We start from the raw sequence: 23,688 nt of genomic DNA on the forward strand, positions 1-23,688 counted from the left end.
GCTGTACCCCTAGTCGGCCAGGGCTGCCCGAGGGTGTGTTCGCGGTAACATGGGCCGGGTGCCCGACTCGCCGCCCGACCCCGTGACGGGACCGGCGGACGCAGTGGTTGACGCAGCGGCGGGCGGCCTCCCCGCCGACGGCCGGGCGACCCGCTGGCGCGGCCAGCAGCAGCGCCGGCGCGCAGAGTTCGTCGAGGCCGCGCTGGTCGCGATCGACACCCACGGCCCCGACGTGTCGACCGAGCAGATCGCCGCGCAGGCCGGGGTGGCCCGCACCCGGCTCTACCGCCACTTCGACGGCGGCGCCCAGGCGCTGAACGCCGCGATCGCGGCGCGCGCGGAGGAGATGATCCTCGAGGGCCTCGCCGCGGCCTGGGACACCACGACCAGCCCGGCGCAGATCATCCACACCGCGGTGTCCACCCACCTGCGCTGGCTCACCGAGCACCACCAGCTCTACCGCTACCTCGTGCGCCACTCCGTGACCACCGCCGCCGGCGAGAACGTGGTCAACGACGTGAAGCGCCTGATCTCCGACCTGCTGAGCCGCCTGGTCGAGGAGTTCGCGCGCAGCCTCGACATCGACTCCCGCGTCATCCAGCCGCTGTCGTTCGGCCTGGTCGGCTTCGTGGACGCCGCCGCGGGTCGCTGGGTGGAGGACCCCCGCGGGGTGTCGCTGGAGGAGATGGTCGACTGGCTCTCGGAGTGGATCTGGTCGGTGATCTCCCGCGTCCTGCGCGAGCGCGGCATCGAGATCGACCCCACCACCCCGCTCGTCGGCGACGCCGCGACCTGAGCGGCGCAGCAGTCGGGTGGGAGGCGTGGGCGAGCCTCAGTCGGCGGGCGCGGGGGGCCAGGGTCGCTGGGCCGGCTGCACGCCGTCGGCAAGGTGCTCGCCGTCGACCCACACCGGCTCCGGGTGGGTGTCGGTGCCGGCGCGCAGGTCGTCGGCGGTGCGCAGCAGCGCGGCCCGGTGCACCAGCAGGCCGAAGCCCACCTTGGCCACCACGTCGGCGGCGGAGAACGCGACGTGGATGCCGGTCGTCCACCACCCGCCGGTGCCGAGCAGCGGCAGCAGGTAGACCACGGGGTAGACCGGGAAGACGCCGAGCAGCACGACGGCCGCGGCCCCGACGGCCCGACCGGCGGGGCGCGGCAGCGTCCGCACCGTGTGCAGCACCGCCGGCACGAGCACGGCGTACAGCACCAGGAAGCAGCAGCAGCTGACCGCCCACCACAGCCACAGCCAGAAGCGGCTCTCGCCCTCCTCGAACACCTGCGCGCCGAGGTAGCCGGTGACGATCATCGCCACCGACGCCACCACCGCGACGGCGCGGGTGACCACCAGCCGGCGCCCGACCAGCGCGCACACCGCCAGCAGCTCCACCATCAGCAGCGGCACGGTCACCGCCCAGTCCATGTAGCGCGGCGAGATCGTGGTCAGCGCCTCGGCGTTGGGCAGGTAGCGGCCGCCGACGAGGTCATAGCCGGCGTCGAGGTCGAGCCAGACCATCAGGTACGACGTCGTCGCGACCGCCGTCACGCAGAACCCGGCGACGACCGCGGGGCGGTAGCGCGCGCCGACCTCGCCGAGGCTGACCCGGTTGTGCAGCGTGGCGGCCAGCAGGGCGAAGCCGGCGACGACCACCGCGAACAGGACCAGGTCGTGCTGGGCCGGGCTCAGCGCCACCTTCTCGGGCGCCGTGACGGACAGGGCGACGGTGCGCATGGCGATCCCTCCGGGACGGGCCTGGGCGGGCCAGCGTCGGACGACGTCGGCCTACGGAGTCTCGACCGTCTCATGTCCCCCGGTGGCCGACCCCATCCTCTGGGTACCCAGGACGCCGAGCAGCCGCAGCTTCTCGTACGACTCCGAGCCGGGCGCCGCGGTGAAGACCAGCAGCCCCTGCGACTGCTCCACGTCGTGGAGCACCTGGCAGTGCACCTCGATCAGCCCGACGTCGGGGTGCAGCAGCCGCTTGGCCTGCGTGTGGCGCCGCCCGACCTGGTGCTCGGCCCAGACCTCGGTGAACTCGGCGCTGACCTGGTGGAGCACCTCCACCAGCTCGGCGGCCCGCGACCCCGGGCCGTCGCGCACCACCGCCGCGCGCAGGTCGGAGGTGAGCTGCCGGGCGTGCTGCGCGCGCAGGTCGGGGTGGTAGATCGACCGCGAGGCGGGGTCGGTGAACCAGCGGTGGGCGCCGTAGCGGTCCCAGCCCTCGAACGACGTCAGGTCGCCGAAGAGCGCGACCGCCGGCGGGGTCTGGCGCAGCGTCTCGCCGAGGCCGCTGATCACCATGGCCGGGGTGTCGCCGAGCCGGTCCAGCACCCGCATCAGCCCGGCGTCGACGTGGTCGGTGCGCAGCACGCGCGCCGGCGCGGCGTGCCCGGCCAGGCGGAAGAGGTGGTCGCGCTCGTCGAGGGTGAGGTGGAGGCCGCGCGCGATCGAGGCCAGCATCTGCTCCGACGGCTGGGTGCTGCGGCCCTGCTCGATGCGGCCGTAGTAGTCGGTGGACATCGCGCAGAGCGCGGCCACCTCCTCACGCCGCAGCCCGCCGGTGCGGCGCCGGGAGCCCCGCGGCAGCCCGACGTCCTCGGGCTGCAGCGCGGCGCGGCGCGTGCGCAGGAAGTCGGCGAGCTGGGCGCGGTCCATGGCGACCAGTCTGCCGTCCGCCCTCACAGCAGCATGCCGCCGGAGGCCTCGATGCGCTGGCCGGTGACCCAGCCCATGCCGTCACCGAGGATCGCCGCGACGGCGGCGCCGATGTCGTCGGGCTGCCCGACCCGGCCCATCGCGGTCACCGCGCCCAGGGCCGCACGGGTGGCGTCGTCGTCGCGCAGGTGGCCGCCGCCGAAGTCGGTGGCCGTGGCCCCCGGCGCGATCGTGTTCACCGCGATGCGCCGCTCGCCCAGCGCCTTGGCGAGGTAGCGCGACCAGACCTCGACGGCCCCCTTCGCGGCGGCGTAGACGCCGTACGCCGGGTCGCCGGTGAACCGGGCCAGCCCCGAGCTGGTGGTGAGGATGCGGCCGCCGTCGGCGACCAGCGGCAGCAGCGCCTCGGTCAGCATCACCACGCCCGTGACGTGGGTGGCCAGGGTGCGGGTGACGTCGTCGAGCGCGGTGGCGCCGATCGGCGTCCAGGCGGCCTCGCCGGCGTTGTGCACGACGGCGTCGAGGTGGCTGCGGCCCCACGTCTCCCCCAGCGTGGCGCGCACGTCGTCGGCGAACGCCGGGAAGCTGCCGGGCTCGCCGACGTCGAGGCGCAGGGCGACGGCGGTGCGACCGCGCGCGGCCACCTCGGCCACGACGGCCGCGGCGTCGTCGGCGCCGTTGCGGTAGGTGAGCACGAGGTCGGCGCCGGCGTCGGCGAGGTGGAGGGCGGAGCTGCGGCCGAGCCCGCGGCTGCCTCCGGTGATCAGGACGGTGCGTGTGGTGGTCATGAGGCCAGCCTGCGAGCCGCGGGCAGCGCGCGGAAGGGCGCGTCGATCCGGGGAGCGACGCTCCCTGGCTGGGCCTGGCCGGGCCTGGCCGGGCCGGGCCTGGCTGGGCCGGGCCGGGCCTGGCCTGGCCTGGCCTGGCCGGGTCGGCCGGCCGGGGCTCAGCCCTGCGACGCCGGCGGCTCGGTCAGCACGCGCAGCGCCAGCTGCGTCGTGGCCGGCACCCCGAGGTAGCCCACGACGCGGGAGACCCGGTCGGGCTCGAGCGGCAGCAGGCCCGGCGTGCCGGGTGCGTCGGGGGTGAGCCCGAGGTCGAGGTCGGTGCGGCCCGACATGATCGACAGGTTGAACTCGAAGCGCTCGCGCGCGCCCGGGGCGACCAGCCGCTTCAGCAGGCCCGCGCCGATGCGGCGCTGCCCGGTCTCCTCGCAGTAGGAGTCGAGCGCGGCGACGAGGGTGGCGCCGGCGCAGTGCTCGATGTCGGCCCACACCGCCGCCATCGACCCCATCTGCGAGAGCAGCACGGGGGCGGTCTTCTCCCCGATCCCCGGCACGCCGGGCAGGTTGTCGCTGGCGTCGCCGCGCAGGGCGGCGTACTCGAGGTAGTGCTCGGCCGCGATGCCGTAGAGCGCGTGCAGCCGCTTCGGGTTGAGCAGCGGCGAGCCGGAGATGCCGCCGGTGATCAGGCGCAGCACCTGGGTGTGCTCGCTGATGTGGGCGAAGGAGTCGCGGTCGGAGGTGATGATGACGCAGGTCCAGCCGCGGGCCTCCGCCCAGGTCGCCGCGGTGGCGCTGACGTCGTCGGCCTCGAGCCCTGCCGGGGTCACCGTGCGCAGCCCGAGGGCGTCGAGCAGGGAGGCGGCCCGCTCGAGCTGGTCGACGAGGGCGGGGTCCTTCGCGGCCCGACCCGCCTTGTAAGCCGGGTAGGCCTGCTCGCGCACCGATGCCGCACGGTCGTCGAGGCCGAACACCACCGCGTCGGGCGCGAACTGGTCGATGGCCTCCAGGATCTGGCGCAGCATCCCGTGCAGCGCCCAGGCGGGCCGACCCCCGTGGTCACGCAGGCCCGACTCGGCGCGGGCGTGGTGGTTGCGGTGCAGCAGCGAGGGGGCGTCCACGGCCAGCAGCATCCGCGGCGGGGCCCCGTCGTGCGGTGGCGACGCTCCCACCGACTCCACCTCCTCTCCGCGTCGGGCGCGGCCAGGATAGGTCGCGGGCCGGGGCTCGGCCGCGGGTGGGCCCAGCCGACCCGGGACGGCAGGGTTCAGCCGTCGGAGGACGGCATCTCACCGTCGGTGGGCGGGGTGCCACCTTCGGGCGGGGTGCCGTCGGTGGGCATGTCGCCGCCCTCGGGCGGTGTGCCGCCGCCCGTGCCGGAGGCCTCCTGCTGCGTCACGCTGCCCGCGTAGTCGTTCGAGGGGTCGCGGTAGATGGTGTGCACGTGACCCCAGCCGGCGGTCACCACGCCGTCGACGTCGGCGTCGGCGGAGCCCTGCTGGCTGGCGAGCTCGACGTAGACGTCGGGTCCGGAGACCTGGACGTAGATGCCGTCGCCCGACGTCATGTCGTACGTCGTGGCGCCGGACCAGCTGACGTAGGTCTCGTCGAGCGTCGCCTCGATCTCGGCGAGGGCGGTCGCGGTGGTCTCCTCGTCGGAGAGCCCCACCCAGTTGGCGAGCACGTCGAGCAGCAGCTGCTTCTGCTCCTCGCTCAGGTCGGCCCCGGACAGGCCGGTGCCGGTCGGGTAGTCGCAGGTGCCGCCGGGAGCGCAGACCATGGCCTGCACCTCCTCGCCCTGGTACAGCTTCTCGAGCTGGTCGTCGCTGAGGCTGTCGTAGAAGGCGAACGCCGTCTCGTACATCGAGGCGATGGGCTGCACCTCGTCGCCGTCGGCGTCGGTGTAGACCGCCGGCTGCACGCCCAGGTGGGTGGGGGCGAAGGTGATGGCGTCGGCGGAGCCGTCCAGCGTGGCGTTGATCCCGAGGTGGTGGCCGCCGAACTGCACCTCCCAGGCGTCGGTCGCGGACGGGTCGCCGAAGAACGCCAGGTAGTACTGGCCCAGCGACTCCTCGGTCGAGGTGCTGTTCTCGGCCAGGTACTCGTCGCCGCCAATGATGCCGGTCACCGTCGCGTAGCCCTCGTCGCTCAGCAGCGACTCGAGCACCGTCATCGCCGCCGCCTGTTGCTCCTCGGTCAGGTCGGCGAGGTTCAACCCCGCGCGGTCCACGAACGTGACCGGGAAGTTCGACCACGACGTCGTCCTGGTCTCGTCAGTGAAGTCGTAGAGGAGCTGCTCCTGCTGCTCCGCGCTCAGCGTCTCGAGGAACGCCTGCGCCGCGGCGGCGGTGTCGGTGACGGTGTCGGCCGTCGTGGTCGCGTCCTGCGGCGCGGTGGCCGCAGTCGCCGCGGTGGTGACCGCCGTCGTCGAGGTCGACGACGAGGACGACGAGGTCGAGGCGGTGTCCTGGGTGCCGGCGCAGCCGGCGAGGGCGAGGGTGCCCACGAGGGCCCAGGAGGAGAGGGCGGCGAACCGACGTCGCCGGGCGGGGGTGGTGGTCAGGTCTGGCTTCGTCATGTCCTGGACTGTGGGCCACCGGCTTGTCCGTTTCCTGTGCGCCGTCTGTGGCCCGGATCTGGCCTCGCCGGCAGGTAACCGGCTTCTTACACCGCGCGTCGTCGACGCCTTCCGCGCGAAACCATCAGGCAACACGGTCGCCGTTGACTCGACGTCGTGCCCAGGACCCCCCGTGTCGCCCACCGCGACGCCCACCGCCACGTCGGTCGGCTGCCGGCGCACGGGTTCTACGGCGGGCCGCCGGTCAGCCCCGACACCACCGCGGTCGAGACCGTCGCCGAGCTGCTGCGCAGCCTCGACGCCGAGGGCACCGAGCGGGCGCTGGTGCTGCCCAACTACGGCGTGCCCGACCCCGACGTCGCGTTCGCGCTCAACCACGTCGCCCTCGAGGCGGCCCAGAGCGACGACCGGGTGCGGTGCGGCCTGTGGGTCAGCCCGAAGGCCAGTGACGCCGCCCGCAACGACGCCGCCCTGCGCCTGGCCACCGAGGACGGCGTCGTCGCGCTCAAGACCAGCTTCCTGCTGGGCGGCGCCCCCGACGACCCCGACTGCGCCGAGCAGCTCGACCGCCTGTTCACCACCGCCGCCGAGCTCGGGCTCGTGGTGCACGTGCACACCTCGCCCGGCGCCGCCTCCGACATCGACCGCATCGGCCGGCTCGTCGAGGCGTACGGCGACGACACCAAGATCCACCTGGTGCACCTCGGCGGCGGGATGAGCGGCCACCTCAAGCTCGTCGGCGGGCTGTTCTTCGACTGGATCGAGGCCGGCAAGCAGGTCTGGACCGACACCAGCTGGGCGATCGGGTTCGCGCCGGCCTGGCTGGCCGGCGAGATCGAGCGCCGCGGCGTCGGGCACGACCGGGTGCTCTTCGCCACCGACGCCCCCTGGGGCGACTTCGCGGGCGAGCACGCCCGGCTGAGCGCCGCCGCCGGCGACGGCGCCCTGGCCGACGCCTTCTTCCACCAGAACTTCGACGCCCTCTACGGCGCCTGAGACCCCCTCACCCCGACCCCGAGGAGCACCGCATGTCCGTGTACGACGACGAGATCCTGGCCGCGATGGAGAGGTCCAAGGCCGAGGTGCCCCACCCCTCGCAGGGCAAGGGCACCAACCTCTACGGCTCCACCAAGCTGTTTCCCGACTACCAGGCCACCGAGGGCCAGGCCTGGCTCACGCTCGTCCACGGCATCCCGCACGAGTCGTCGGTGTCGTTCGTCGCGGTCCTGCAGACCACCCGCGCGCTGCGCAAGGGATTCGACGCCACCCTCTACTTCTACGGCCCCGGCGCGCTGGCCTGCGCCGACACCCGCGGCTTCCCCACCACCGGCGACGTGGCGTTCCCCGGCAACCAGAACATGAACGACGCGATCAAGACGTTCATCGCCGAGGGCGGCACGGTGCTGTGCTGCCGCTTCGGCATGGCGCTGCACGGGCAGCGCGAGGAGGACCTGATCGAGGGCGTCATCCCCTGCCACCCGCTCGACGTGCAGGACGCGGTCATCCACTTCGCCAACAAGGGCGCCGTCATCAACTCCGTCTACAACCTCTGAGCGGCTGACGACATGACGGCCGACACTCGCGTCGACGTGGCGATCCAGGGCATCCGCCTCCTGGACGCCCCGGTCGCGCGCCGCGCGGGCGCCGGCCCCAGCGACGACGGGCACGTCCTGCTCGACGGTGTGGGGGCGGCGGTCCCGCTCAACCCCCGCAGCCCCTACACCGTCAGCGGCGGCAAGCTGCTCCTCGACGGCGCCGACACCGGCATGGGCGTGGAGGCCGTGGCCCGGCCGCGGTTCTACGACCTGGAGACAGCCGACGGCGTCTCCTACGAGAAGATCGCGCGGCTGCACTCCTCCCACGTGCTCGCCACGACCGTCGTGCAGACCTGCGTGCGGTACGCCGAGGCGGAGCGCTGCCGGTTCTGCGCGATCGAGGAGTCGCTCGCCGCGGGCGCGACGGTGGCGGTGAAGAGCCCGGCGCAGATCGCCGAGGTGGCCCGGGCCGCCCACGACCTCGACGGCATCACGCAGATGGTGATGACCACCGGCACCAGCAACGGCCGCGACCGCGGCGCCACCCACCTGGCCCGATGCGTGCGGGCGGTGCGCGAGGTGCTGCCCGACCTGCCCGTCCAGGTGCAGTGCGAGCCGCCCGCGTCGCTGGAGACCATCCAGGAGCTGTACGACGCCGGCGCCCGCTCGATCGGGATCCACGTGGAGTCGCTCGACGACGACGTCCGGCGCCGGTGGATGCCGGGCAAGGGCACCGTCCCCCTGGCGGAGTACCGCGCCGCCTGGGCCGAGGCCGTGCGCGTCTTCGGCTGGAACCAGGTGTCGACGTACCTGCTCGTCGGCCTGGGCGAGGACCCCGACGAGCTCGTCGCCGGGGCCGTGGAGCTGATCGAGATGGGCGTCTACCCCTTCGTGGTGCCGTTCCGCCCGCTGGCCGGCACGCTGGCCACCGACGTCGACGGGGCGCTCGCCCCCGCACCCGGTGACGTCTACGCGGTGACCTCGCGGGTCGCGGCCGCGCTGCGGGCCCACGGGATGCTGGGCGCCGACCAGGCCGCGGGCTGCGCGGCGTGCGGCGCGTGCTCGGCGCTCGGGTCCTGCTCGGCCGAGGAGGCCGTGTCGTGAGCCTCTCCCCAGCGAGCGCGGGGCTGGTCGACGAGGTCGTCCTCACCGGCTCGCGCCGGCAGCCGCCCGCCCTCGACGCCTTCGTGGTGGTGCGGGCCGAGAGCCCGGCCGAGCACGCGGCCTACCACGCCCTGCGCCGCGACGTGTTCGTCGAGGAGCAGGGGCTGTTCGCCGGCTCCGACCGCGACGAGGTCGACGACGACCCCCGCACGGTGGTCCTGCTCGCCCGGGCCTCCGGGGGCGAGGTGCTGGGGGGCGTGCGCATCCACCCGGCGCTGCCGGGGCGCGACCTCGGGTGGTGGCGCGGGTCGCGGCTCGCCGTGGCCAGCGACGCCCGGCTGCTGCTGGGCGTCGGCGCCGCGCTGGTGCGGGCGGCGTGCGCCGCGGCCGAGGCCCACGGCGCGCTGCGCTTCGACGCCACCGTGCAGGCCCGCCACGAGGGGCTGTTCCGCCACCTCGGGTGGACGCCGCGCGAGCACACCCGGCTCCACGGCCACCCCCACGTCGTCGTCGACTGGCCGGTCGCCCGCGTGCAGCGACTGGTCGACGCCACCAAGTCCGCCCTCGGCGGGCTGCTGGCCGAGGTGGGCGGCGGCGTCCCGGCGGGCTTCCTCGGCGACGACGGCGCGCCCGTGCCCGGCTCCGACCTGGTCGCCGCCTGCGACGCGGTCCTGCCGTCGATGGTCGAGCGCGACCCGGAGTGGGCCGGGTGGTGCGCCGCGCTGGTCAACCTCAACGACCTCTCCGCGATGGGCGCCGCGCCCGTCGCGCTGCTCGACGCGGTCGGCGCCCGCGACGCCTCCTTCGCCCGCCGCGTCCTGGGCGGGCTCGCCGAGGCCAGCCGGGCCTGGGACGTGCCCGTGATCGGCGGCCACACCCAGCTCGGGGTGCCGGCCGCGCTCTCGGTCACCGCCCTGGGCCGCACCTCCCGCCCCGTGCCCGGCGGCGGTGGCGCGCCCCGCCAGGCGCTGCGGGTCACCGCCGACCTCGGCGGCGGCTGGCGCCCCCGCTACACCGGGACCCAGTGGGACTCCTCCAGCCACCGCACCGGCGAGGAGCTGCGCGCCCTCGGCGGCGTGGTCACCGCCCTGCACCCGACGGCCGCCAAGGACGTCAGCATGAGCGGGCTCGTCGGCACCACCGGCATGCTCGCCGAGGCCTCCGGCTGCCGGGCGGTCCTCGACGTCGCCGCCGTCCCAACGCCCGCCACGGCGTCGTACGGCGACTGGCTGACCTGCTTCCCCGGGTTCGCGATGGTCACCGCCGAGACCACGGCGACCCGGGCCGAGCTGCCCGGCACCGTCACCTCGGCGGTCTGCGGCGAGCTCACCACCGGCGCCGGCGTCGGCCTGCGCTGGCCCGACGGCGTCGTCACCGAGGCCGTCACCTCCACCGTCACCGGGATGGGACCCTCATGACCCTGCACACCTTCGGCGCCGTCAGCGCCGGCTTCGGCCGCGACCTCGAGGAGGACCTGCGCCAGGTCGGCACCCTCGTCCGCGACGCCCGCCACCGCGGGACCTCGCTTCTCGCCCTGCCCGAGGCGTGCCTCGGCGGCTACCTGTCGGTGCTCGGCTCGGGACGCGACGGCACCCACGGCGACGAGCCCGACTCGCTGCCCCCCGTCCTCGACGCCGCCGGTCCCGAGCTCGCCCAGGTCGCCGCGCTCGCCCGTGAGATGACGCTCGTCGTCGGGTTCTGCGAGTCCGACGGCGCGCGCCGGTTCAACAGCGCCGCGATCGTCACCGGCGACGGCGTCCTGGGCGTGCACCGCAAGGTGCACCAGCCGCTGGGCGAGAACCTCTACTACGAGGCCGGCGAGGTGCTGCGGGCCTTCGACACACCGGTCGGCCGGCTCGGGGCCCTGATCTGCTACGACAAGGCGTTCCCGGAGTCGGCCCGCGCGCTGGCGCTCGACGGCGCCGAGGTCGTCGCCTGCATCTCGGCCTGGCCGGCGTCGCGCACCGCCACCGCCGGCGACCTCGCCGACGACCGGTGGACGCGGCGCTTCGACCTCTTCGACCAGGCCAGGGCGCTGGAGAACCAGGTCGTCTGGGTCGCCTCCAACCAGGCCGGCACCTTCGGGTCGCTGCGCTTCGTCGGCTCGGCCAAGGTCGTCGGGCCGGGCGGCGACGTCCTCGCCGCGACCGGCACCGCCGCCGGCGTCGCCTACGCCGCCGTCGACGTCGACGACGTGCTGCGCACCGCGCGCCGCTCGATGTTCCACCTGCGCGACCGGCGTCCCGACCTCTACGCCGAGGCGGGCGTCGGTGCCTGAGATGACGGTGGTGGTGCGCTGGCCCGACGGCCGTGTCGAGGAGTGCTGGTCTCCCTCGCTGGTGCTGCACGACCACCTGCGCGCCGGCACGACGTACACCGTGGCCGACTTCACCCGGCGCGCCACCGAGGCGCTGCAGGTGGCCAGCGACAGGGTGCGGCGCAGGTACGGCTTCGCCTGCACCTCCGCGGCCGCCACCACCGCGCAGGTCGCGCGGTCGGCCGCCGCCTACCGCGCCGACGACCCCGTCGAGGTCGTGCGGATGTGGCCCCCGCTCCCCGCCCACGACACCGCCGCTCCCCCGGAGGCCCGATGACCACCGTGCGCACCACCGTCGCGGTCGTCGGCGGCGGGCAGGCCGGCCTCGCCACGAGCTGGTACCTCACCCGCGACGGCGTCGACCACGTCGTCCTCGAGGCGGCGACCGCGGCGCACGAGTGGGCCGACAGCCGCTGGGACAGCTTCACCCTGGTCACCCCCAACTGGCACTGCCGCCTGCCCGGGCACGCCTACGACGGCCCCGACCCCGACGGGTTCATGACCCGCGACGAGGTCGTCGCGTGGCTCGGCCGGTACGCCGCCACCTTCGACCCGCCGCTGCACGAGCACACCCGGGTGACCGCGATGCGCCAGCGCGACGGCGGCGGCTTCGTGCTCGAGAGCACCGGCCCGGGGGGAGACACGACGTGGGAGGCCGAGCACGTCGTGGTGGCCACCGGCGGCTACCACGTGCCGATCGTGCCGGCGTGGGCCGCCGGCCTGGACCCCGCGGTCACCCAGCTGGAGTCGGCGCACTACAGGCGGGGGGCCGACCTGCCCGAGGGCGGGGTGCTCGTGGTCGGCTCCGGCCAGTCCGGCACCCAGATCGCGGAGGACCTGCACCTCGAGGGCCGCGAGGTGCACCTCGCGCTGGGCGACGCGCCCCGCGTCGCCCGCACCTACCGCGGGCGCGACTGCATGACGTGGCTGGCCGACATGGGCCTCTACGACACGGCCGTGGCGCAGTACCCCGGCGGCCTGGCCGCCCGGGAGAAGACCAACCACTACGTCACCGGTCGCGACGGCGGCCGCGACATCGACCTGCGGCGCTTCGCCGCGGAGGGCATGCGCCTCTACGGCGTGCTCGACGGCCTCGGCACCCCGGGCGGCACCGACCTGCGCTTCCGCCCCACGCTGACCCGCTCGCTCGACGCCGCGGACGCGACGTACAACTCGATCTGCGCCGACATCGACCGCCACGTCGACCGCGTGGGCCTCGACGCGCCCCCGCCCTCGCGCTACGAGCCCGTCTGGACCCCGGAGGCCGACCCCGTCGCGCTCGACCTCGCGGCCGCCGGCGTGCGCACGGTCGTCTGGGCCATCGGCTACCGGCCCGACTACCGCTGGGTCGGCGTCGGCGCGTTCGACGGCAGCGGGCGGCCCACCCACGTCCGGGGCGTCACGTCGGTGCCGGGGCTGTACTTCCTCGGCCTGCCGTGGCTGCACACCTGGGGCTCCGGCCGCTTCCTCGGCGTCGCCCGCGACGCCGAGCACCTGGCCGGGGTGATCACCGGCACGACCACGGGCTCCACCGCCGGCTCGACCACGGGCTCGACCACGGGGGCGCTCCCGCGGGTGCGCCAGGTCTCCTAGTGCCCGTCACCATCGGCGCCGTCGCGGCGCACTTCGGCCGCGACCTCGACCGCGGGCTGGCCAAGGTGCAGCGCATCGTCACCGACGCCCGGGCCGCCGGCTGCGACGTGCTGGTGCTGCCCGACGCCACCCTGGGCGGCTACCTCGACGACCTGCGCCAGCCCTCCGGGCCACCGCCGGCGCTGCGCGCCGACTCCGAGGAGGTGCGCCGGGTCGTGGCGATGGCCGGCGACATGGTGGTGTGCCTGGGCTACGCCGAGGCCTCCGACGACCCCGACGGCGCCCCCTACAACGCCGCGCTGTGCGTCACCGGCGACGGCGTGCTCGGGCGCCACCGCAAGGTCCACCTGCCCGCCGGGGAGTCGCAGGTGTACGCCGCCGGCGACCGGTTCGCGGCGTTCGACACCCCGGTCGGCCGGATGGGCCTGCTCATCGACTACGACAAGACCTTCCCGGAGGCCGCCCGGTCGCTGGCCCTCGACGGCGCGCAGGTGCTGGCCTGCCTGTCGGCGTGGCCCGCGTCGGTGACCGACCGGGCCGACCGGCTGCCGCACGACCGCCAGGCGCGGCTGTTCGACCTCTACGACTGCGCCCGGGCGGCCGAGAACCAGGTCGTGTGGGCGTCGTCGAACCAGACCGGCGTGACGGGCGGGCTGCGCTTCCTGGGCCAGGCCAAGGTGGTCGGCCCCGGCGGCGACGTGCTGTGCCGCACCTCCGGCAAGGGCGGGCTCGCCGTCACCACCGTCGACGTGGACGCCGAGGTCTCACGGGCCCGGCGCACCCTGCACCACCTCGACGAGCTCAGCCGCGCGGCGTACCGCCTGGAGCGGCACCGGTGAGGATCGCGCTGCTCACCTACTCCACCAAGCCCCGCGGGGGCGTGGTGCACACCCTCGCGCTGGCCGAGGCGCTGGCGCGCACCGACGGGCTCGACGTGCACCTGTGGACCCTCGGGCGCGGCGGCGACACCACCTTCTTCCGCCCGGTCGACGCCGCCGTCACCGTGCACGCCGTGCCGTTCCCCGACCTCGGTGACGAGGTCGGGCCCCGCATCCTGCGCTCTATCGAGACCCTCGGCGAGGCCTTCGCCCGCGAGCGCGACGGCTACGACGTCGTGCACGCCCAGGACTGCATCAGCACCAACGCCGCGATGCGCTCGGGTGAGTGCCTGCGCACCGTCCACCACCTCGACACCTTCACCACGCCCGAGCTCGTCGCCTGCCACGAGCGCGCCGTCGTCGGCCCCGTCGCCCGCGTCTGCGTGTCGCGGGCGGTGGCCGACGAGGTCGCCGCCGGCTGGGGCCTGCCCGCCACGGTGATCGCGAACGGCGTCGACGCCGAGCGCTTCGCGGCCGGCGCCCGCGACGCCGCGGGCCGCGAGCGGTGGCGCGGGCGCCTGGGGCGCTACGTGCTGTCCCTCGGCGGCATCGAGCCGCGCAAGGGCACCCTCGATCTGCTCGAGGCCTACGCCCTGCTGCGGCGCGACCACCCCGACCTCCGGTTCGTGCTGGCCGGCGGGGAGACCCTCTTCGACTACCGCGACTACCGCGCGGCGTTCGACCGCCGGGCGCGCGAGCTCGACGTGCGTCCCGAGGTGCTGGGCGTCGTCGACCACGACAGCCTGCCCGCGCTCGTCGCGCAGGCCTCGGCGCTGGGGTTCGTCTCGACCCAGGAGGGCTTCGGGCTCGCCCCCCTCGAGGCCCTCGCCGCCGGCGTGCCGGTCGTCGCCCGCGGGCTGCCGGTGCTGCGGGAGGTGCTCGGCGACCACGTCGCGTACGCCGACACCCCCGCCTCGATCGCGGCGGCGCTGGCCCGGGCGGTGGCGGTCCCGCCGGACCCCGCACCGGGGCGCGCGCACGCCCACATCTTCACCTGGCGCGCTGCGGCCGCGGCCCACCTCGCGCTCTACCGCTCGCTCGCGTACGGCTCCGGCGGCTGACCGGGCCGAGACCCTGCGGCTCAGCGCATGGTGTCGCGGAACACCTCGAGCAGCCGGTGCACCGGGTCGCGCGTGCCGGTGGCGCCGGGCCCACCCGTCGCCCCGGTCCCGCTCGTCGTCCCGAACGTCTCGGTGGCCGACGGGGCGGAGCGCTGCATGAAGGTGGTGAAGCCGGCGACGTCCTGGGTGCCCTGGCCGCCGAGGTCGCGGAAGCCCATCGACCAGTCGGGGAACGACCGCTCCTCGATCTCGTCCTCCCAGACCAGGATGACCCCGCGGTGGCGCGGGTCGATCTCGATCGCGGCGAACAGGGCACGCACGACGTCGTCGGGCCCCTCGAGCACCTGGATGATGTTGCCGCCGCTGTAGAGCAGCACGCCGGTGACACCGGTGGCCTCGTTCTTCGCGCGGATGCCCTCGAGCATGCGCACGAGCTGCGGCACGTCCATCAGGTCACGCGCCGAGCTGACGTAGGTCAGGGACAACACCTGCAGTGCTCCTGTCGTGGGGGGTCCGGCGGCGCGGGGGTCACCGGCCGGGTCGGGGTCCGACGGCCCCGGTGCCCACTCTAAGGACGTGTGTCGTCGCGCGTCGGCGAACGGCCCCGGCCGGTGCGCGTCACACCGACCTGCCCGGCCGGCTCCTGGCGTTCGCCGGACAGAGCGCACCGGCCGGTGCGACGGTGGCCTCCCACCTACCTAGGAGTCTCATGTCCACCACCACGCCCACCCGTCTCGCCGCCGGCGTCGCCGCGGCCGCCGTCCTGCTCTCCGGGGGCGCCGTCCTGACCGCGCCGGCCGCGTCCGCCGACACCCCCGGCTGCGTCAGCCGGGACGAGTTCCGCCAGATCAAGACCGACGGCAGCATGTCGAAGGCCCGCGCCCACACGATCTTCGACACCTCCGGCACGAAGCTCGGCCAGGACGGCAACGAGCAGGTCCGCGCCTACGGCCGCTGCGGCCCCTCGGACCCCTCCACCGAGCGCACCGTCGTCCTCGACCTCGAGCGCCGCAACGGCGTGTGGAAGGTCATCAAGAAGACCCTCATCGGCTGACCGCGCCCGGAACCGCCGGGGGTCGCCACGACCTGTTGGTGGAGCCGCCAACGGCGTCGCCAGCGGCCACGCCGGCCCGGCGTTCCGGCGGCGAAGCGGTCCATCGGCAGCAAGGTCCCTTCCGGTCAGACCAGGTGGAGACTGCAATGACGGAATCTCGGAGAGCCCGCGTGGCGGCCGGCCTCGCAGTCGCGCTCGCCGCCGTCGGCCTCTGCGCGACCCAGCTCGACGACGGCTCGCAGGAGTGTTCCGTCGAGGCGGCCCAGGCCGCGACGCCGCCGGGTCGAAGGCTGGGGATGACGTGTGACGGTAGCGTTGTCGTCGCTGTCGATCGGGACGCATGGCTCGTTGAGAACAGCCCTACCGACGGGTTGGCAGCCGAACCTCACCTGATGGCGACCACCCCGTTTGTGCTCGACGGGAACTCGGTGGGGCCGTTCGATGCGTACCGCCTCTACGAGGTCGACGCGGACAACCGCGTACGAGAGGTCGTGACGATCGGGACGCTGCAGAACAGCTATGACGGTAGGGGGCCGTTGATCTGGGTCAGCGACGAGAACGGGGTGGAGATCTTGTGGGACTCAGACCCCGGCGCACCGTTTGCGGTCGTCCGCTCGAACGAGAACCTGACCATGGACCGCGCATCCGGGGACGTCGAGCCGGTCGACGAGGTGCTCAGCACGGACGCCACCAGCGTCTTCTACGACGACACCCCCGGGCGTCCTGATTCGCGGTACACCCTGAGTCAGGACCCGGTCGACGCCCCCGGCCGGTCTGAGGACTTCAACGGGAGGGCCTACTCCTTCACCGTTCCGAGCTACGACCGCGAGGGGTTAGTTGGCCGCGACGTGGAGAAGCTGCGCCCTGCCACCGCGGCGGGTCGGTCCTGAAGCACGACGAGGCCACGGCCCGAGGACAACGCACTCACCTCGAGGCGTTCATCGCCCGCACCTTCGACGCCACCCGCCGATTCCTCGACGCCCACCCGTTCGACGGCGACGAAGCGATCGAGGGGTAGATCGCGCGGCGGGTCGATGGCCTATCGTCGGCGCCACCCTCAGAGACGACGAAGGACCAGACCATGGCCGACGACGAGAAGCGAACCATCCTGCAGGCCCCAGGCTGGGTGCTGCTCCTGTTCGGCGCCGCGTTCGTCGTACTCGGCGTCATCAACCTGGTCGCCGACCTCCGTGAACTCCGGGGCGCACTGTTCGCGGTCGTCGGCGCCGTGTTCGTCGTCATGGGGCTCTACAGAACGATCCGCACGCCCTAGCCCGGAGCCCCTTGCTGGTGGTGGTACAGACCACTTGGACCCGTGGGGGCCTGGCGCTGCGGGTGCCACCGTCGGCCGCGGTGACGATCGGGTCACGATCAACCAGTTGGCCGCCGGGGCCGCGCGCCGCGCTTTACCTTGACCTCGCCGCTCGCTGGGAGCGGCGAGAGAGGGACAGATGACCACCGCCACCCCGGGCCGCCGACGCGCCGCCCTGACCGCCACCCTCACCGCGCTGCTCGGCGCCGCGCTGCTGGGTCCCGCCACCGGGTCGGCGGCTGCCGCCGACGGCGAGACTGCCCCGCCCGTCGCCGTCGACGACGCCTTCACGCTCTACTACGGCGAGACGCGGCGCCTCAACGTGCTGGCCAACGACTCCGATCCGCAGGGCGGCGAGCTGGGCGTGTGCAGGGTCAAGGCGGGCGAGCTTGCTGACTTCGCCGACGTGCAGGTGTTCAACGGCGACGTCTACTTCATCAACAACTTCTTCGGTAGTAGCGATGACTTCCCGTCCGAGTTGTCCTTCACCTACTACGCGTGCAACGACGAGTTCCTCACCCCCGCCACGGTGACCGTCTCGTTCGTCGAGCCCGAGCCTCTGAAGGTCACGAAACTCGACCGGCCCGGCCGAGTGAAGTTCACGAACCCCAACGACTTCCGCGTCCGGGTCTACTACGGCAACCTCATGCAGCCTGCGGAGCGTTTCGGCCTGGCTGGCGGCACGTCTGAGGTGGTCACCGCTAGCACCCGTCGCCTGCACTACTACGCCTTCTCGCCCCGCAAGGGCATCTACGTCGGCGACGGCACCGTGCGCGGCATCGACCTGCCCGGCGACCGCGCCGACCGCGGCGACCGCTCCTCGACCGACATCAGCGTGCCGGCCCGGGTCGCGCGCCACTGGGCCACTCTCGGCTGAGCCGTCGCACAGAGCCGAGGCCCGGCGCTGCCCCCATGGGGCGGCGCCGGGCCTCAGTGCTCCGGCACGTCTCGCGGTGCGCAGGCTCACCCCCTCTGACCACCCATACAGTGCGCCCATGATGAAGGTCATCTACGTCTACCTCGGCGTCATCTTCGGTGGTGCATTCGTCGCGATCATCTACTTCCGCGCGCAAGATCGAGGTTGGATCAGCACGGGCCTGTTCATCCTGTTCCTCACCGGGGTGACCCTCGTTCAGCACCGACGCCAGCAGAAACGCCGCGCGGCGGGGAAGATGACGTCAGGCGCGGCGGACAACGACCACTCCTGATCTCACCTCGGCCGATGTGCACGTCTTCATGGTGGTTGAGGCGCGTGGTGGGCGGCGGTCCTGCTGTAGCGCTGTGACCGAGTTCCGCTCAGAGCTGGCGCCTCGGCGATCGTGCTGAGGCGCCGCGCAGCGAGCGCCCTCGCCGACAGCTCGCGCGGATTGGTCGCCTCCCCCGGACAACCGTCCACGATCCAGCGCAGTACCGGGACTTGGCGCTCCGTCAGAGGTGTCCCGGCCGCGCGTCACCAGTCCCTTCCTCCGCCTGTCGGTCACGGGCGACGGAGGCAAGGATGGATGCGGGCGGCAGCCTCGACCTGCCCCTCCTGCAACGGGGGCGCCTCCTCAGCGAGCTTGCGGCCGTCCCCCCGGGGCGTCGTTCGAGTCGACATCGCTCCATCTTGCCGATGCGGCGTTCGGCTACCCCTCGGCGGGTCTCGACCCTCACCTCAGGCTGCAGCTGGCGGGGCCGACGGCGGTCAGCTCGGCCGTCATCAGCCGCCGCCACGAGGAAGGAAGAGGGCCCCTCGACCGCATCGACACTGGTGAGGGGCACTGCTTCGTGGAGCCGCCTGTCGGAATCGAACCGACGACCTTCTCATTACGAGTGAGACGCTCTACCGACTGAGCTAAGGCGGCGTGACGCCCGGCAGGTCGAGGACCGTCCGGGCGACCCGTCGGAGTATACGGACGATGCCGGTGCCGACGAAAACCGACGGCTCGCCCGACGCAGCAGCCCCTCCGTGCCGGGCACGGAGGGGCTGTCGTGTTCCTGGGCACCCGACCCGGTCGGTGGGCCTGGTGCTGCCGGAGCACCGGGTCGTGTGCCTGCGGACGCGCCGGGCCGCGTCGTGGGGCACACGACCCGGGCGGCGGACCGATGCCGCGCGCGCCCACGGGGCTGCCCAGGCCTACCAGGGCTCGCTCAGGCGGCGAGGACCCGCTCGGCGTGCTCGCCCGCGGGGGCGGCCGGGGCCCAGCCGAGCGGCGCGGACTGCTCGGCGCCGCACCAGCAGGTGAAGGTGGCGACGACGTCGTCGCCCGACGCGGCGACCGCCGTGATCTGGGAGGGGAAGATGAGCTGGCGCTTGCTGCAGGAGGTGCAGAGGTGGGTGAGCACGGCGGATCCTTTCTCGGGTCGTGACGGAGTGTCTGCCTCGAGTCTGACGCGCCGGGAGCCATAGAGGTAGCCTCACTTGCCTGCACGAGCCATAGGATGAACCTGTGCTTTCTGTGCACCAGCTCACATGTTTCCTCGCCGCCTACGAACAGGGGTCGCTGACCCGCGCCGCCGAGCAGCTCGGCTACGCCCAGCCGTCGGTGTCGGAGCAGATCCGCGCCCTCGAGAAGAGCCTCGGCGTCCAGCTCTTCCGCCGGGTGGGGCGCGGCGTCGTCCCGACCACCGTGGCCGACGAGATGCGCCCCTACGCCGAGCGGGTGATCGCCGCCGTCGACGAGACCCAGCGGGCCGTGCAGGGGGTGAAGTCGTTCGAGACCGGCACCATCCGCTTCGGCATGTTCGGCATCGCCCGCCTCTACGCCGGCGCCGGGCTGGTCGCCGACGTGCTCGCCCGCTACCCCGGCGTGCGCGTGGAGCTGATCGGGCAGAACTCCACCGAGGTGCAGGAGGACCTGCGCCGCGGGCGGCTCGAGGCGGCGATGCTCGCGGTGCACAACGTCGACAGCGAGGGCATGAGCGTCACCCCGGTGGCCCGCGAGGAGCTCGTCTACGTCAGCAGCGACCCCACCCACCTGGCCACCCCGGTCACCGCCCACCGGCTGTCGCAGGCCTCGCTGGTGATGCCGGAGACCACGTGGCGCGCGGTCGACTCCACCCGCCAGGCGCTGCGCCGCATGCTGCACGAGACCGGACGCAACCCGCAGACCCGCATCGAGGTCGAGGACATCGAGACCGCCGTCGAGCTGGTCGGCATGGGCCTGGCCGACACCGTCATCCCGCGCGGCGCCGCCGAGCAGCTGCTCCCCCGTCTCGCCCCGGACGCCGGCTGGGTGTCGCTGCGCCCGCGCCAGTTCGACACCTTCGCCGTGGTGCACCGCGCCGACGCGGTGCTCTCCCCGGCGGCGCGGCTGATGATCGAGCTGGCCACCGCCCGCATCCGCGCGGTCGCCGAGCCGATCCACCGCCGCTGAGGGCGGCGGCGCCCTCAGCAGTCGAGGCCGTCGTCGGGCACGGTGCCGTCGACGAGGTAGGCCTCCACGGCGGTGTCGACGCACTCGTTGCCGGAGTTGTAGCCGGTGTGGCCGTCGCCGTCGCGCGAGACCAGCACGCCCGACTCGAGCTGGTCGGCCAGCGCCTGCGCCCACTCGTACGGCGTGGCGGGGTCGCGGGTCGTGCCGACCACGACGATCGGCGCGGCGCCGGCGCCGTCGATCTCCGGGGCCGGCTCGGCGGCCTCCACCTCGATGCCGCGGCAGCCCACCAGGCCCCAGGCGAACACCCGGCCGAAGGTCGGCGAGGCCTCCTCGAAGTCGGCGTACTGCGCCGGCACGTCGGCCGGCTCGATCGCGGTGGGGTCGTCGAGGCAGTTGATGGCGTAGATCGCCTCGGAGGAGTTGTTCAGGTAGCCGCCGGCCAGGGAGTTGCGCGAGGCGTAGGCGTCGGCCAGGAGCATCAGCGTGGTGCCGTCGCCGGTGAGCGCGTCCTGGAGGCCCTTGGTGAGCAGGCTCCAGTAGTCGCGCACGTAGAGCGGGGTGATGATGCCGTAGAAGGCGCTGCCGACCGTGAGCTCGCGGCCGTCGTCGGTGGGCAGCGGCCCGTCGTCGATGATGTCGAGCAGGTCGGTGATCGTGGCGAGCCCCTCCTCGACGGAGTCGCCGAGGGGACAGTCGTCGGAGGAGACGCAGTCCTCGACGTAGGCCCGCAGCGCGGTCTCGAAGCCGCGGGCCTGGCCCAGCGAGGCCTCGCGGGTGGTGAGCGAGACGTCGACGGCGCCGTCGAGCACGAGGCGGCCCACCCGGTCGGGGAACAGCTCGGCGTAGGTGGCGCCGAGCTTGGTGCCGTAGGAGGCGCCGAGGTAGGTGAGCGCGGACTCGCCCAGCGCCGAGCGCAGCACGTCCATGTCGCGGGCGGCCTCGACGGTGCTGACGTGGGCGGCGAGGTCGCCGGAGCGCTCCACGCACCCGTCGTAGAAGGCGGCGAGGTCGTCGACCAGCACCTGCTCCTCGCCCGCGTCGTCGGGCTCGGGGTCGGCGGCCAGGAACGCGTCGAGCTCGTCGTCGTCGAGGCAGTCGACCGGCGCGGAGCCGCCGGTGCCGCGCGGGTCGAAGCCGACCACGTCGTAGGCGTCGAGCAGCGGCTGGCGGAACGCCTGGTCACCCGCTGCGGCATACGTCGTGCCGGGGGCGCCGGGGCCGCCGGGGTTGACCACCAGCGAGCCCTGCCGGGCGTCGGGGTCGTCGGCGGGGTCGCGCAGCAGCTGGAGCGCGATGGTCTCGCCGTCGGGCTCCGCGTAGTCGAGCGGGACGTCGAGCGCGGCGCACTCCATGTCGTCCTCGCACGACTCCCAGGCCAGCTCCTGGCCGTAGAAGTCGGCGAGCGCGGGGTCGGGCGGCTCCGCGGCGTCGGGCGCGGGCGTCGACGTCGGGGCGGGGTCGCTGCTCACCACCTCGGGGTCGGCGGAGCCCGACGAGTCGGACCCCGCCGACAGCCCGAGGCTCAGCGCCGTGCCGATCGCCCCGAGGACGAGCACGAGCGCGAGCACGACGGCCACGACCCGGGTGGTGGACGAGCTCATCGACGACTTCCCTCCGAGGACTGCAGGGCCACCATCATCGCCTCCAGCGCCAAGGCAGGCGGCACGTTGAACTCCAGCATCTGCTCACGGGCCTCGAAGACCGCCGAGATGCGGCGCAGGTTGAGCTCGGGGGTGGAGGTGCGCACGACCTGCTCCACGTCGCCACGGATCTCCTCGTTGACCAGCGGGCCCGTCGCCCCGCAGGCCAGGGCGATGGCGTCGCGGTAGACCGAGACCAGGTCCATCAGGCTGCGGTCGACCACGTCGAGGACGCGTCGCTTGGCGCGGGTCTTCTGCCCGCGCTCCATCTCGGCGAGCGCCGGGGAGTACTCGCGTGGACGCCGGCCGCGCTCGACCACGCCGTACGCCGCGTCGAGGTCGACCCGCTCGCGGGCGTCGAGCTCGGCGGTCTGCACCTCGGCCTCCTCCTTGGCCACCTTCGCCAGGTCGGCCGCGGCCTGCATGGCCGTGCCGAGAGACGTCAGCCGGGCGGGCAGGGAGACGACCTCGCGGCGCCGGTCGCGGGTGCCCTCGTCGCGCGCCAGCGCCCGGGCGCGCCCGATGTGGCCCTGGCTGGCGCGGGCGGCGTAGGCCGCCAGCGTCGGCGCGACGCCGTCGACGCGCGTGAGGAACGCCGCGACGTCGTCGGCCGCGGGCGTGGTGAGGGTGACCAGCCGGCACCGCGAGCGGATGGTGGGCAGCACGTCGTCGACCGTGGGGGCGCACAGCATCCACACGGTGCGGTCGGTGGGCTCCTCGATGGCCTTGAGCAGCGCGTTGCAGGCCTGCTCGGTGAGCCGGTCGGCGTCCTCGACGACCAGCACCTGCCAGCGCCGGCCGACCGGGGCCAGCGCCGCGCGGCGCACCAGGTCGCGCACCTCGGCGACGCCGATGGAGAGCTTCTGGGTGCGGATCACCGCGACGTCGGCGTGGCTGCCGGCCAGCACGGTGCGGCACTCGTGGCAGCGCCCGCAGCCGGCCTCGGCCGGGCCCTGCTCGCACTGCAGGGCCGCCGCGAAGGCCACCGCGGCGTTGGAGCGCCCGGAGCCGGGCGGCCCGGTGAACAGCCAGGAGTGGCTCATCCCCTTGCCACCGGCGGCCGTGCGCAGCGCCTCGACCACCTTGGTCTGGCCCACGAGCCGGTCCCAGACGGGCAGGGCGGTCTCGGGCGTCGTGGTCCCGGGCGGGGTGCTCATCGGGCGGCCTGCGCCAGCAGCGGCTCGACCCGCGCGCGCACCGCCGCGGCGACCTCGTCGACCGGCGCCCTGGCGTCGAGCACCAGGTAGTGCGCCGGGTCGGCGGCGGCCATCGCGGTGAACGCCTCGCGCACCCGCAGGTGGAACTCCAGCGACTCACCCTCGATGCGGTCACGGCCGGCGAAGCGGGCCAGGCCCGCCGACGGCTCGAGGTCGAGGACGACGGTCAGGTGCGGCCGCAGGTCGCCGGTGGCCCAGCGCGCCACCTGCTCCACCTCGGCGACCGGCAGCGTGCGCCCGGCGCCCTGGTAGGCCAGCGTGGAGTCGACGTAGCGGTCGGTGACCACCACGTCGCCGCGCACCAGGGCGGGCAGCACCACGGTCTCGACGTGCTCGGCCTTGTCGGCGGCGTAGAGCAGCACCTCGGTGCGGTCGGCCAGGGCCCCGGTCTCCGGGCTCAGCACGATGCGGCGCAGCTCCTGGCCGACCGGGGTGTCGCCGGGCTCGAAGGTCGACACCACGGCGTGGCCGGCGGCCTCCAGCCACCCGCGCAGCAGCCGCGACTGGGTGGACTTGCCCGAGCCCTCGCCGCCCTCGAAGCACACGAAGACCCCGGTGCGGGAGTAGACGCCGGTCGAGGTCACGCCCCGCAACCTACGAGGTGG

26 protein-coding genes and 1 tRNA gene are annotated in these 23,688 nt (G+C 74.1%); 16 read left to right on the top strand and 11 right to left on the bottom strand.

Translation table 11 applies throughout. The features are described from left to right. Positions 1 to 58 precede the first annotated feature (58 nt). Positions 59 to 796: a TetR/AcrR family transcriptional regulator gene (locus tag AC4OR8_RS00485; RefSeq protein WP_492163608.1), complete on the top strand. Its 738-nt coding sequence runs from the start codon at positions 59 to 61 to the stop codon at positions 794 to 796. A 36-nt stretch (positions 797 to 832) separates the two neighbouring features. Here the strand turns inward: AC4OR8_RS00485 and AC4OR8_RS00490 are convergent, their stop codons facing one another. From AC4OR8_RS00490 to AC4OR8_RS00510, 5 genes are all read right to left on the bottom strand, one after another. Beyond that, positions 833 to 1,729 carry a bacteriorhodopsin gene (locus tag AC4OR8_RS00490; RefSeq protein ID WP_492163609.1) on the bottom strand — a complete coding sequence of 299 codons (897 nt, stop codon included), beginning with the start codon at positions 1,727 to 1,729 and terminating at the stop codon, positions 833 to 835. A 51-nt stretch (positions 1,730 to 1,780) separates the two neighbouring features. After that, complete coding sequence (locus AC4OR8_RS00495; RefSeq protein ID WP_492163610.1) at positions 1,781 to 2,653, bottom strand: helix-turn-helix transcriptional regulator; 873 nt, start codon at positions 2,651 to 2,653, stop codon at positions 1,781 to 1,783. Between the two features lie 23 nt (positions 2,654 to 2,676). Continuing rightward, positions 2,677 to 3,441: an SDR family NAD(P)-dependent oxidoreductase gene (locus AC4OR8_RS00500; protein ID WP_492163611.1), complete on the bottom strand. Its 765-nt coding sequence runs from the start codon at positions 3,439 to 3,441 to the stop codon at positions 2,677 to 2,679. Between the two features lie 158 nt (positions 3,442 to 3,599). Continuing rightward, the gene (locus AC4OR8_RS00505; protein ID WP_492163612.1) at positions 3,600 to 4,556 is read right to left on the bottom strand and encodes a 5'-3' exonuclease; all 957 of its coding nucleotides are present in this window, start codon (positions 4,554 to 4,556) and stop codon (positions 3,600 to 3,602) included. Between the two features lie 146 nt (positions 4,557 to 4,702). Further along, positions 4,703 to 6,013 (bottom strand): DUF3500 domain-containing protein, encoded by a 1,311-nt coding sequence (locus AC4OR8_RS00510; RefSeq protein ID WP_492163613.1) that lies wholly within the window; start codon positions 6,011 to 6,013, stop codon positions 4,703 to 4,705. A gap of 156 nt (positions 6,014 to 6,169) precedes the next feature. On the opposite strand from AC4OR8_RS00510, the gene AC4OR8_RS00515 reads away from it, so the two are divergent. The 9 genes from AC4OR8_RS00515 to AC4OR8_RS00555 are packed head-to-tail and all read left to right on the top strand — an operon-like array spanning position 6,170 to position 14,501. Further along, positions 6,170 to 7,009, top strand: coding sequence for an amidohydrolase family protein (locus AC4OR8_RS00515; RefSeq protein WP_492163614.1), 840 nt, complete (start codon positions 6,170 to 6,172; stop codon positions 7,007 to 7,009). Between the two features lie 32 nt (positions 7,010 to 7,041). Next, positions 7,042 to 7,566 carry an MSMEG_0572/Sll0783 family nitrogen starvation response protein gene (locus AC4OR8_RS00520; RefSeq protein WP_492163615.1) on the top strand — a complete coding sequence of 175 codons (525 nt, stop codon included), beginning with the start codon at positions 7,042 to 7,044 and terminating at the stop codon, positions 7,564 to 7,566. 12 nt (positions 7,567 to 7,578) lie between these two features. After that, the gene (locus tag AC4OR8_RS00525) at positions 7,579 to 8,652 is read left to right on the top strand and encodes an MSMEG_0568 family radical SAM protein (RefSeq protein WP_492163616.1); all 1,074 of its coding nucleotides are present in this window, start codon (positions 7,579 to 7,581) and stop codon (positions 8,650 to 8,652) included. Beyond that, positions 8,649 to 10,070: an MSMEG_0567/sll0787 family protein gene (locus tag AC4OR8_RS00530; protein ID WP_492163617.1), complete on the top strand. Its 1,422-nt coding sequence runs from the start codon at positions 8,649 to 8,651 to the stop codon at positions 10,068 to 10,070. The genes AC4OR8_RS00525 and AC4OR8_RS00530 overlap by 4 nt, the downstream gene beginning before the upstream one ends. Further along, a complete protein-coding gene (locus AC4OR8_RS00535) occupies positions 10,067 to 10,930 on the top strand; it encodes a carbon-nitrogen hydrolase family protein (protein ID WP_492163618.1) in 864 nt (287 codons plus the stop codon). The genes AC4OR8_RS00530 and AC4OR8_RS00535 overlap by 4 nt, the downstream gene beginning before the upstream one ends. Position 10,931: 1 nt before the next feature. Next, a complete protein-coding gene (locus AC4OR8_RS00540; RefSeq protein WP_492164454.1) occupies positions 10,932 to 11,246 on the top strand; it encodes an MSMEG_0570 family nitrogen starvation response protein in 315 nt (104 codons plus the stop codon). Continuing rightward, positions 11,243 to 12,562 (top strand): MSMEG_0569 family flavin-dependent oxidoreductase, encoded by a 1,320-nt coding sequence (locus tag AC4OR8_RS00545; protein ID WP_492163619.1) that lies wholly within the window; start codon positions 11,243 to 11,245, stop codon positions 12,560 to 12,562. The genes AC4OR8_RS00540 and AC4OR8_RS00545 overlap by 4 nt, the downstream gene beginning before the upstream one ends. Continuing rightward, the gene (locus tag AC4OR8_RS00550) at positions 12,562 to 13,401 is read left to right on the top strand and encodes a carbon-nitrogen hydrolase family protein (protein WP_492163620.1); all 840 of its coding nucleotides are present in this window, start codon (positions 12,562 to 12,564) and stop codon (positions 13,399 to 13,401) included. Before AC4OR8_RS00545 ends, AC4OR8_RS00550 begins: the two co-directional genes overlap by 1 nt. Next, positions 13,398 to 14,501 carry an MSMEG_0565 family glycosyltransferase gene (locus tag AC4OR8_RS00555; RefSeq protein WP_492163621.1) on the top strand — a complete coding sequence of 368 codons (1,104 nt, stop codon included), beginning with the start codon at positions 13,398 to 13,400 and terminating at the stop codon, positions 14,499 to 14,501. The genes AC4OR8_RS00550 and AC4OR8_RS00555 overlap by 4 nt, the downstream gene beginning before the upstream one ends. Before the next feature lie 20 nt (positions 14,502 to 14,521). Here the strand turns inward: AC4OR8_RS00555 and AC4OR8_RS00560 are convergent, their stop codons facing one another. Then, positions 14,522 to 14,989, bottom strand: coding sequence for a BLUF domain-containing protein (locus AC4OR8_RS00560; RefSeq protein ID WP_492163622.1), 468 nt, complete (start codon positions 14,987 to 14,989; stop codon positions 14,522 to 14,524). 221 nt (positions 14,990 to 15,210) lie between these two features. Between AC4OR8_RS00560 and AC4OR8_RS00565 the strand changes: the two genes are divergently transcribed. The 5 genes from AC4OR8_RS00565 (at position 15,211) to AC4OR8_RS00585 (ending at position 18,075) form a co-directional block, all read left to right on the top strand. Further along, positions 15,211 to 15,555, top strand: a complete 345-nt coding sequence (locus AC4OR8_RS00565; RefSeq protein ID WP_492163623.1) for a hypothetical protein — start codon at positions 15,211 to 15,213, stop codon at positions 15,553 to 15,555. Positions 15,556 to 15,725: 170 nt separating this feature from the next. Continuing rightward, positions 15,726 to 16,445, top strand: a complete 720-nt coding sequence (locus AC4OR8_RS00570) for a hypothetical protein (protein WP_492163624.1) — start codon at positions 15,726 to 15,728, stop codon at positions 16,443 to 16,445. A 191-nt stretch (positions 16,446 to 16,636) separates the two neighbouring features. Further along, positions 16,637 to 16,828 carry a hypothetical protein gene (locus AC4OR8_RS00575; protein ID WP_492163625.1) on the top strand — a complete coding sequence of 64 codons (192 nt, stop codon included), beginning with the start codon at positions 16,637 to 16,639 and terminating at the stop codon, positions 16,826 to 16,828. A 178-nt stretch (positions 16,829 to 17,006) separates the two neighbouring features. Next, entirely contained in the window at positions 17,007 to 17,744 is a 738-nt protein-coding gene (locus tag AC4OR8_RS00580; protein WP_492163626.1) for an Ig-like domain-containing protein, read from the top strand. A 118-nt stretch (positions 17,745 to 17,862) separates the two neighbouring features. Beyond that, positions 17,863 to 18,075 (top strand): hypothetical protein, encoded by a 213-nt coding sequence (locus AC4OR8_RS00585; RefSeq protein ID WP_492163627.1) that lies wholly within the window; start codon positions 17,863 to 17,865, stop codon positions 18,073 to 18,075. A gap of 560 nt (positions 18,076 to 18,635) precedes the next feature. Here the strand turns inward: AC4OR8_RS00585 and AC4OR8_RS00590 are convergent. Together AC4OR8_RS00590 and AC4OR8_RS00595 are read right to left on the bottom strand one after the other, a co-directional pair. Next, a tRNA-Thr gene (locus tag AC4OR8_RS00590) sits at positions 18,636 to 18,711 on the bottom strand. A gap of 286 nt (positions 18,712 to 18,997) precedes the next feature. Beyond that, entirely contained in the window at positions 18,998 to 19,192 is a 195-nt protein-coding gene (locus AC4OR8_RS00595; RefSeq protein WP_492163628.1) for a hypothetical protein, read from the bottom strand. Between the two features lie 104 nt (positions 19,193 to 19,296). Between AC4OR8_RS00595 and AC4OR8_RS00600 the strand changes: the two genes are divergently transcribed. After that, complete coding sequence (locus AC4OR8_RS00600) at positions 19,297 to 20,223, top strand: LysR family transcriptional regulator (protein WP_492163629.1); 927 nt, start codon at positions 19,297 to 19,299, stop codon at positions 20,221 to 20,223. A 14-nt stretch (positions 20,224 to 20,237) separates the two neighbouring features. Here the strand turns inward: AC4OR8_RS00600 and AC4OR8_RS00605 are convergent, their stop codons facing one another. The 3 genes from AC4OR8_RS00605 to tmk are packed head-to-tail and all read right to left on the bottom strand — an operon-like array spanning position 20,238 to position 23,667. Then, positions 20,238 to 21,827: an alpha/beta hydrolase gene (locus AC4OR8_RS00605; protein ID WP_492163630.1), complete on the bottom strand. Its 1,590-nt coding sequence runs from the start codon at positions 21,825 to 21,827 to the stop codon at positions 20,238 to 20,240. Continuing rightward, a complete protein-coding gene (locus tag AC4OR8_RS00610) occupies positions 21,824 to 23,023 on the bottom strand; it encodes a DNA polymerase III subunit delta' (protein ID WP_492163631.1) in 1,200 nt (399 codons plus the stop codon). Before AC4OR8_RS00610 ends, AC4OR8_RS00605 begins: the two co-directional genes overlap by 4 nt. Next, a complete protein-coding gene (tmk, locus tag AC4OR8_RS00615; protein ID WP_492163632.1) occupies positions 23,020 to 23,667 on the bottom strand; it encodes a dTMP kinase in 648 nt (215 codons plus the stop codon). Before tmk ends, AC4OR8_RS00610 begins: the two co-directional genes overlap by 4 nt. Positions 23,668 to 23,688 lie beyond the last annotated feature (21 nt).

The sequence above is a fragment of the Nocardioides sp. FY1077 genome (assembly GCF_058681775.1).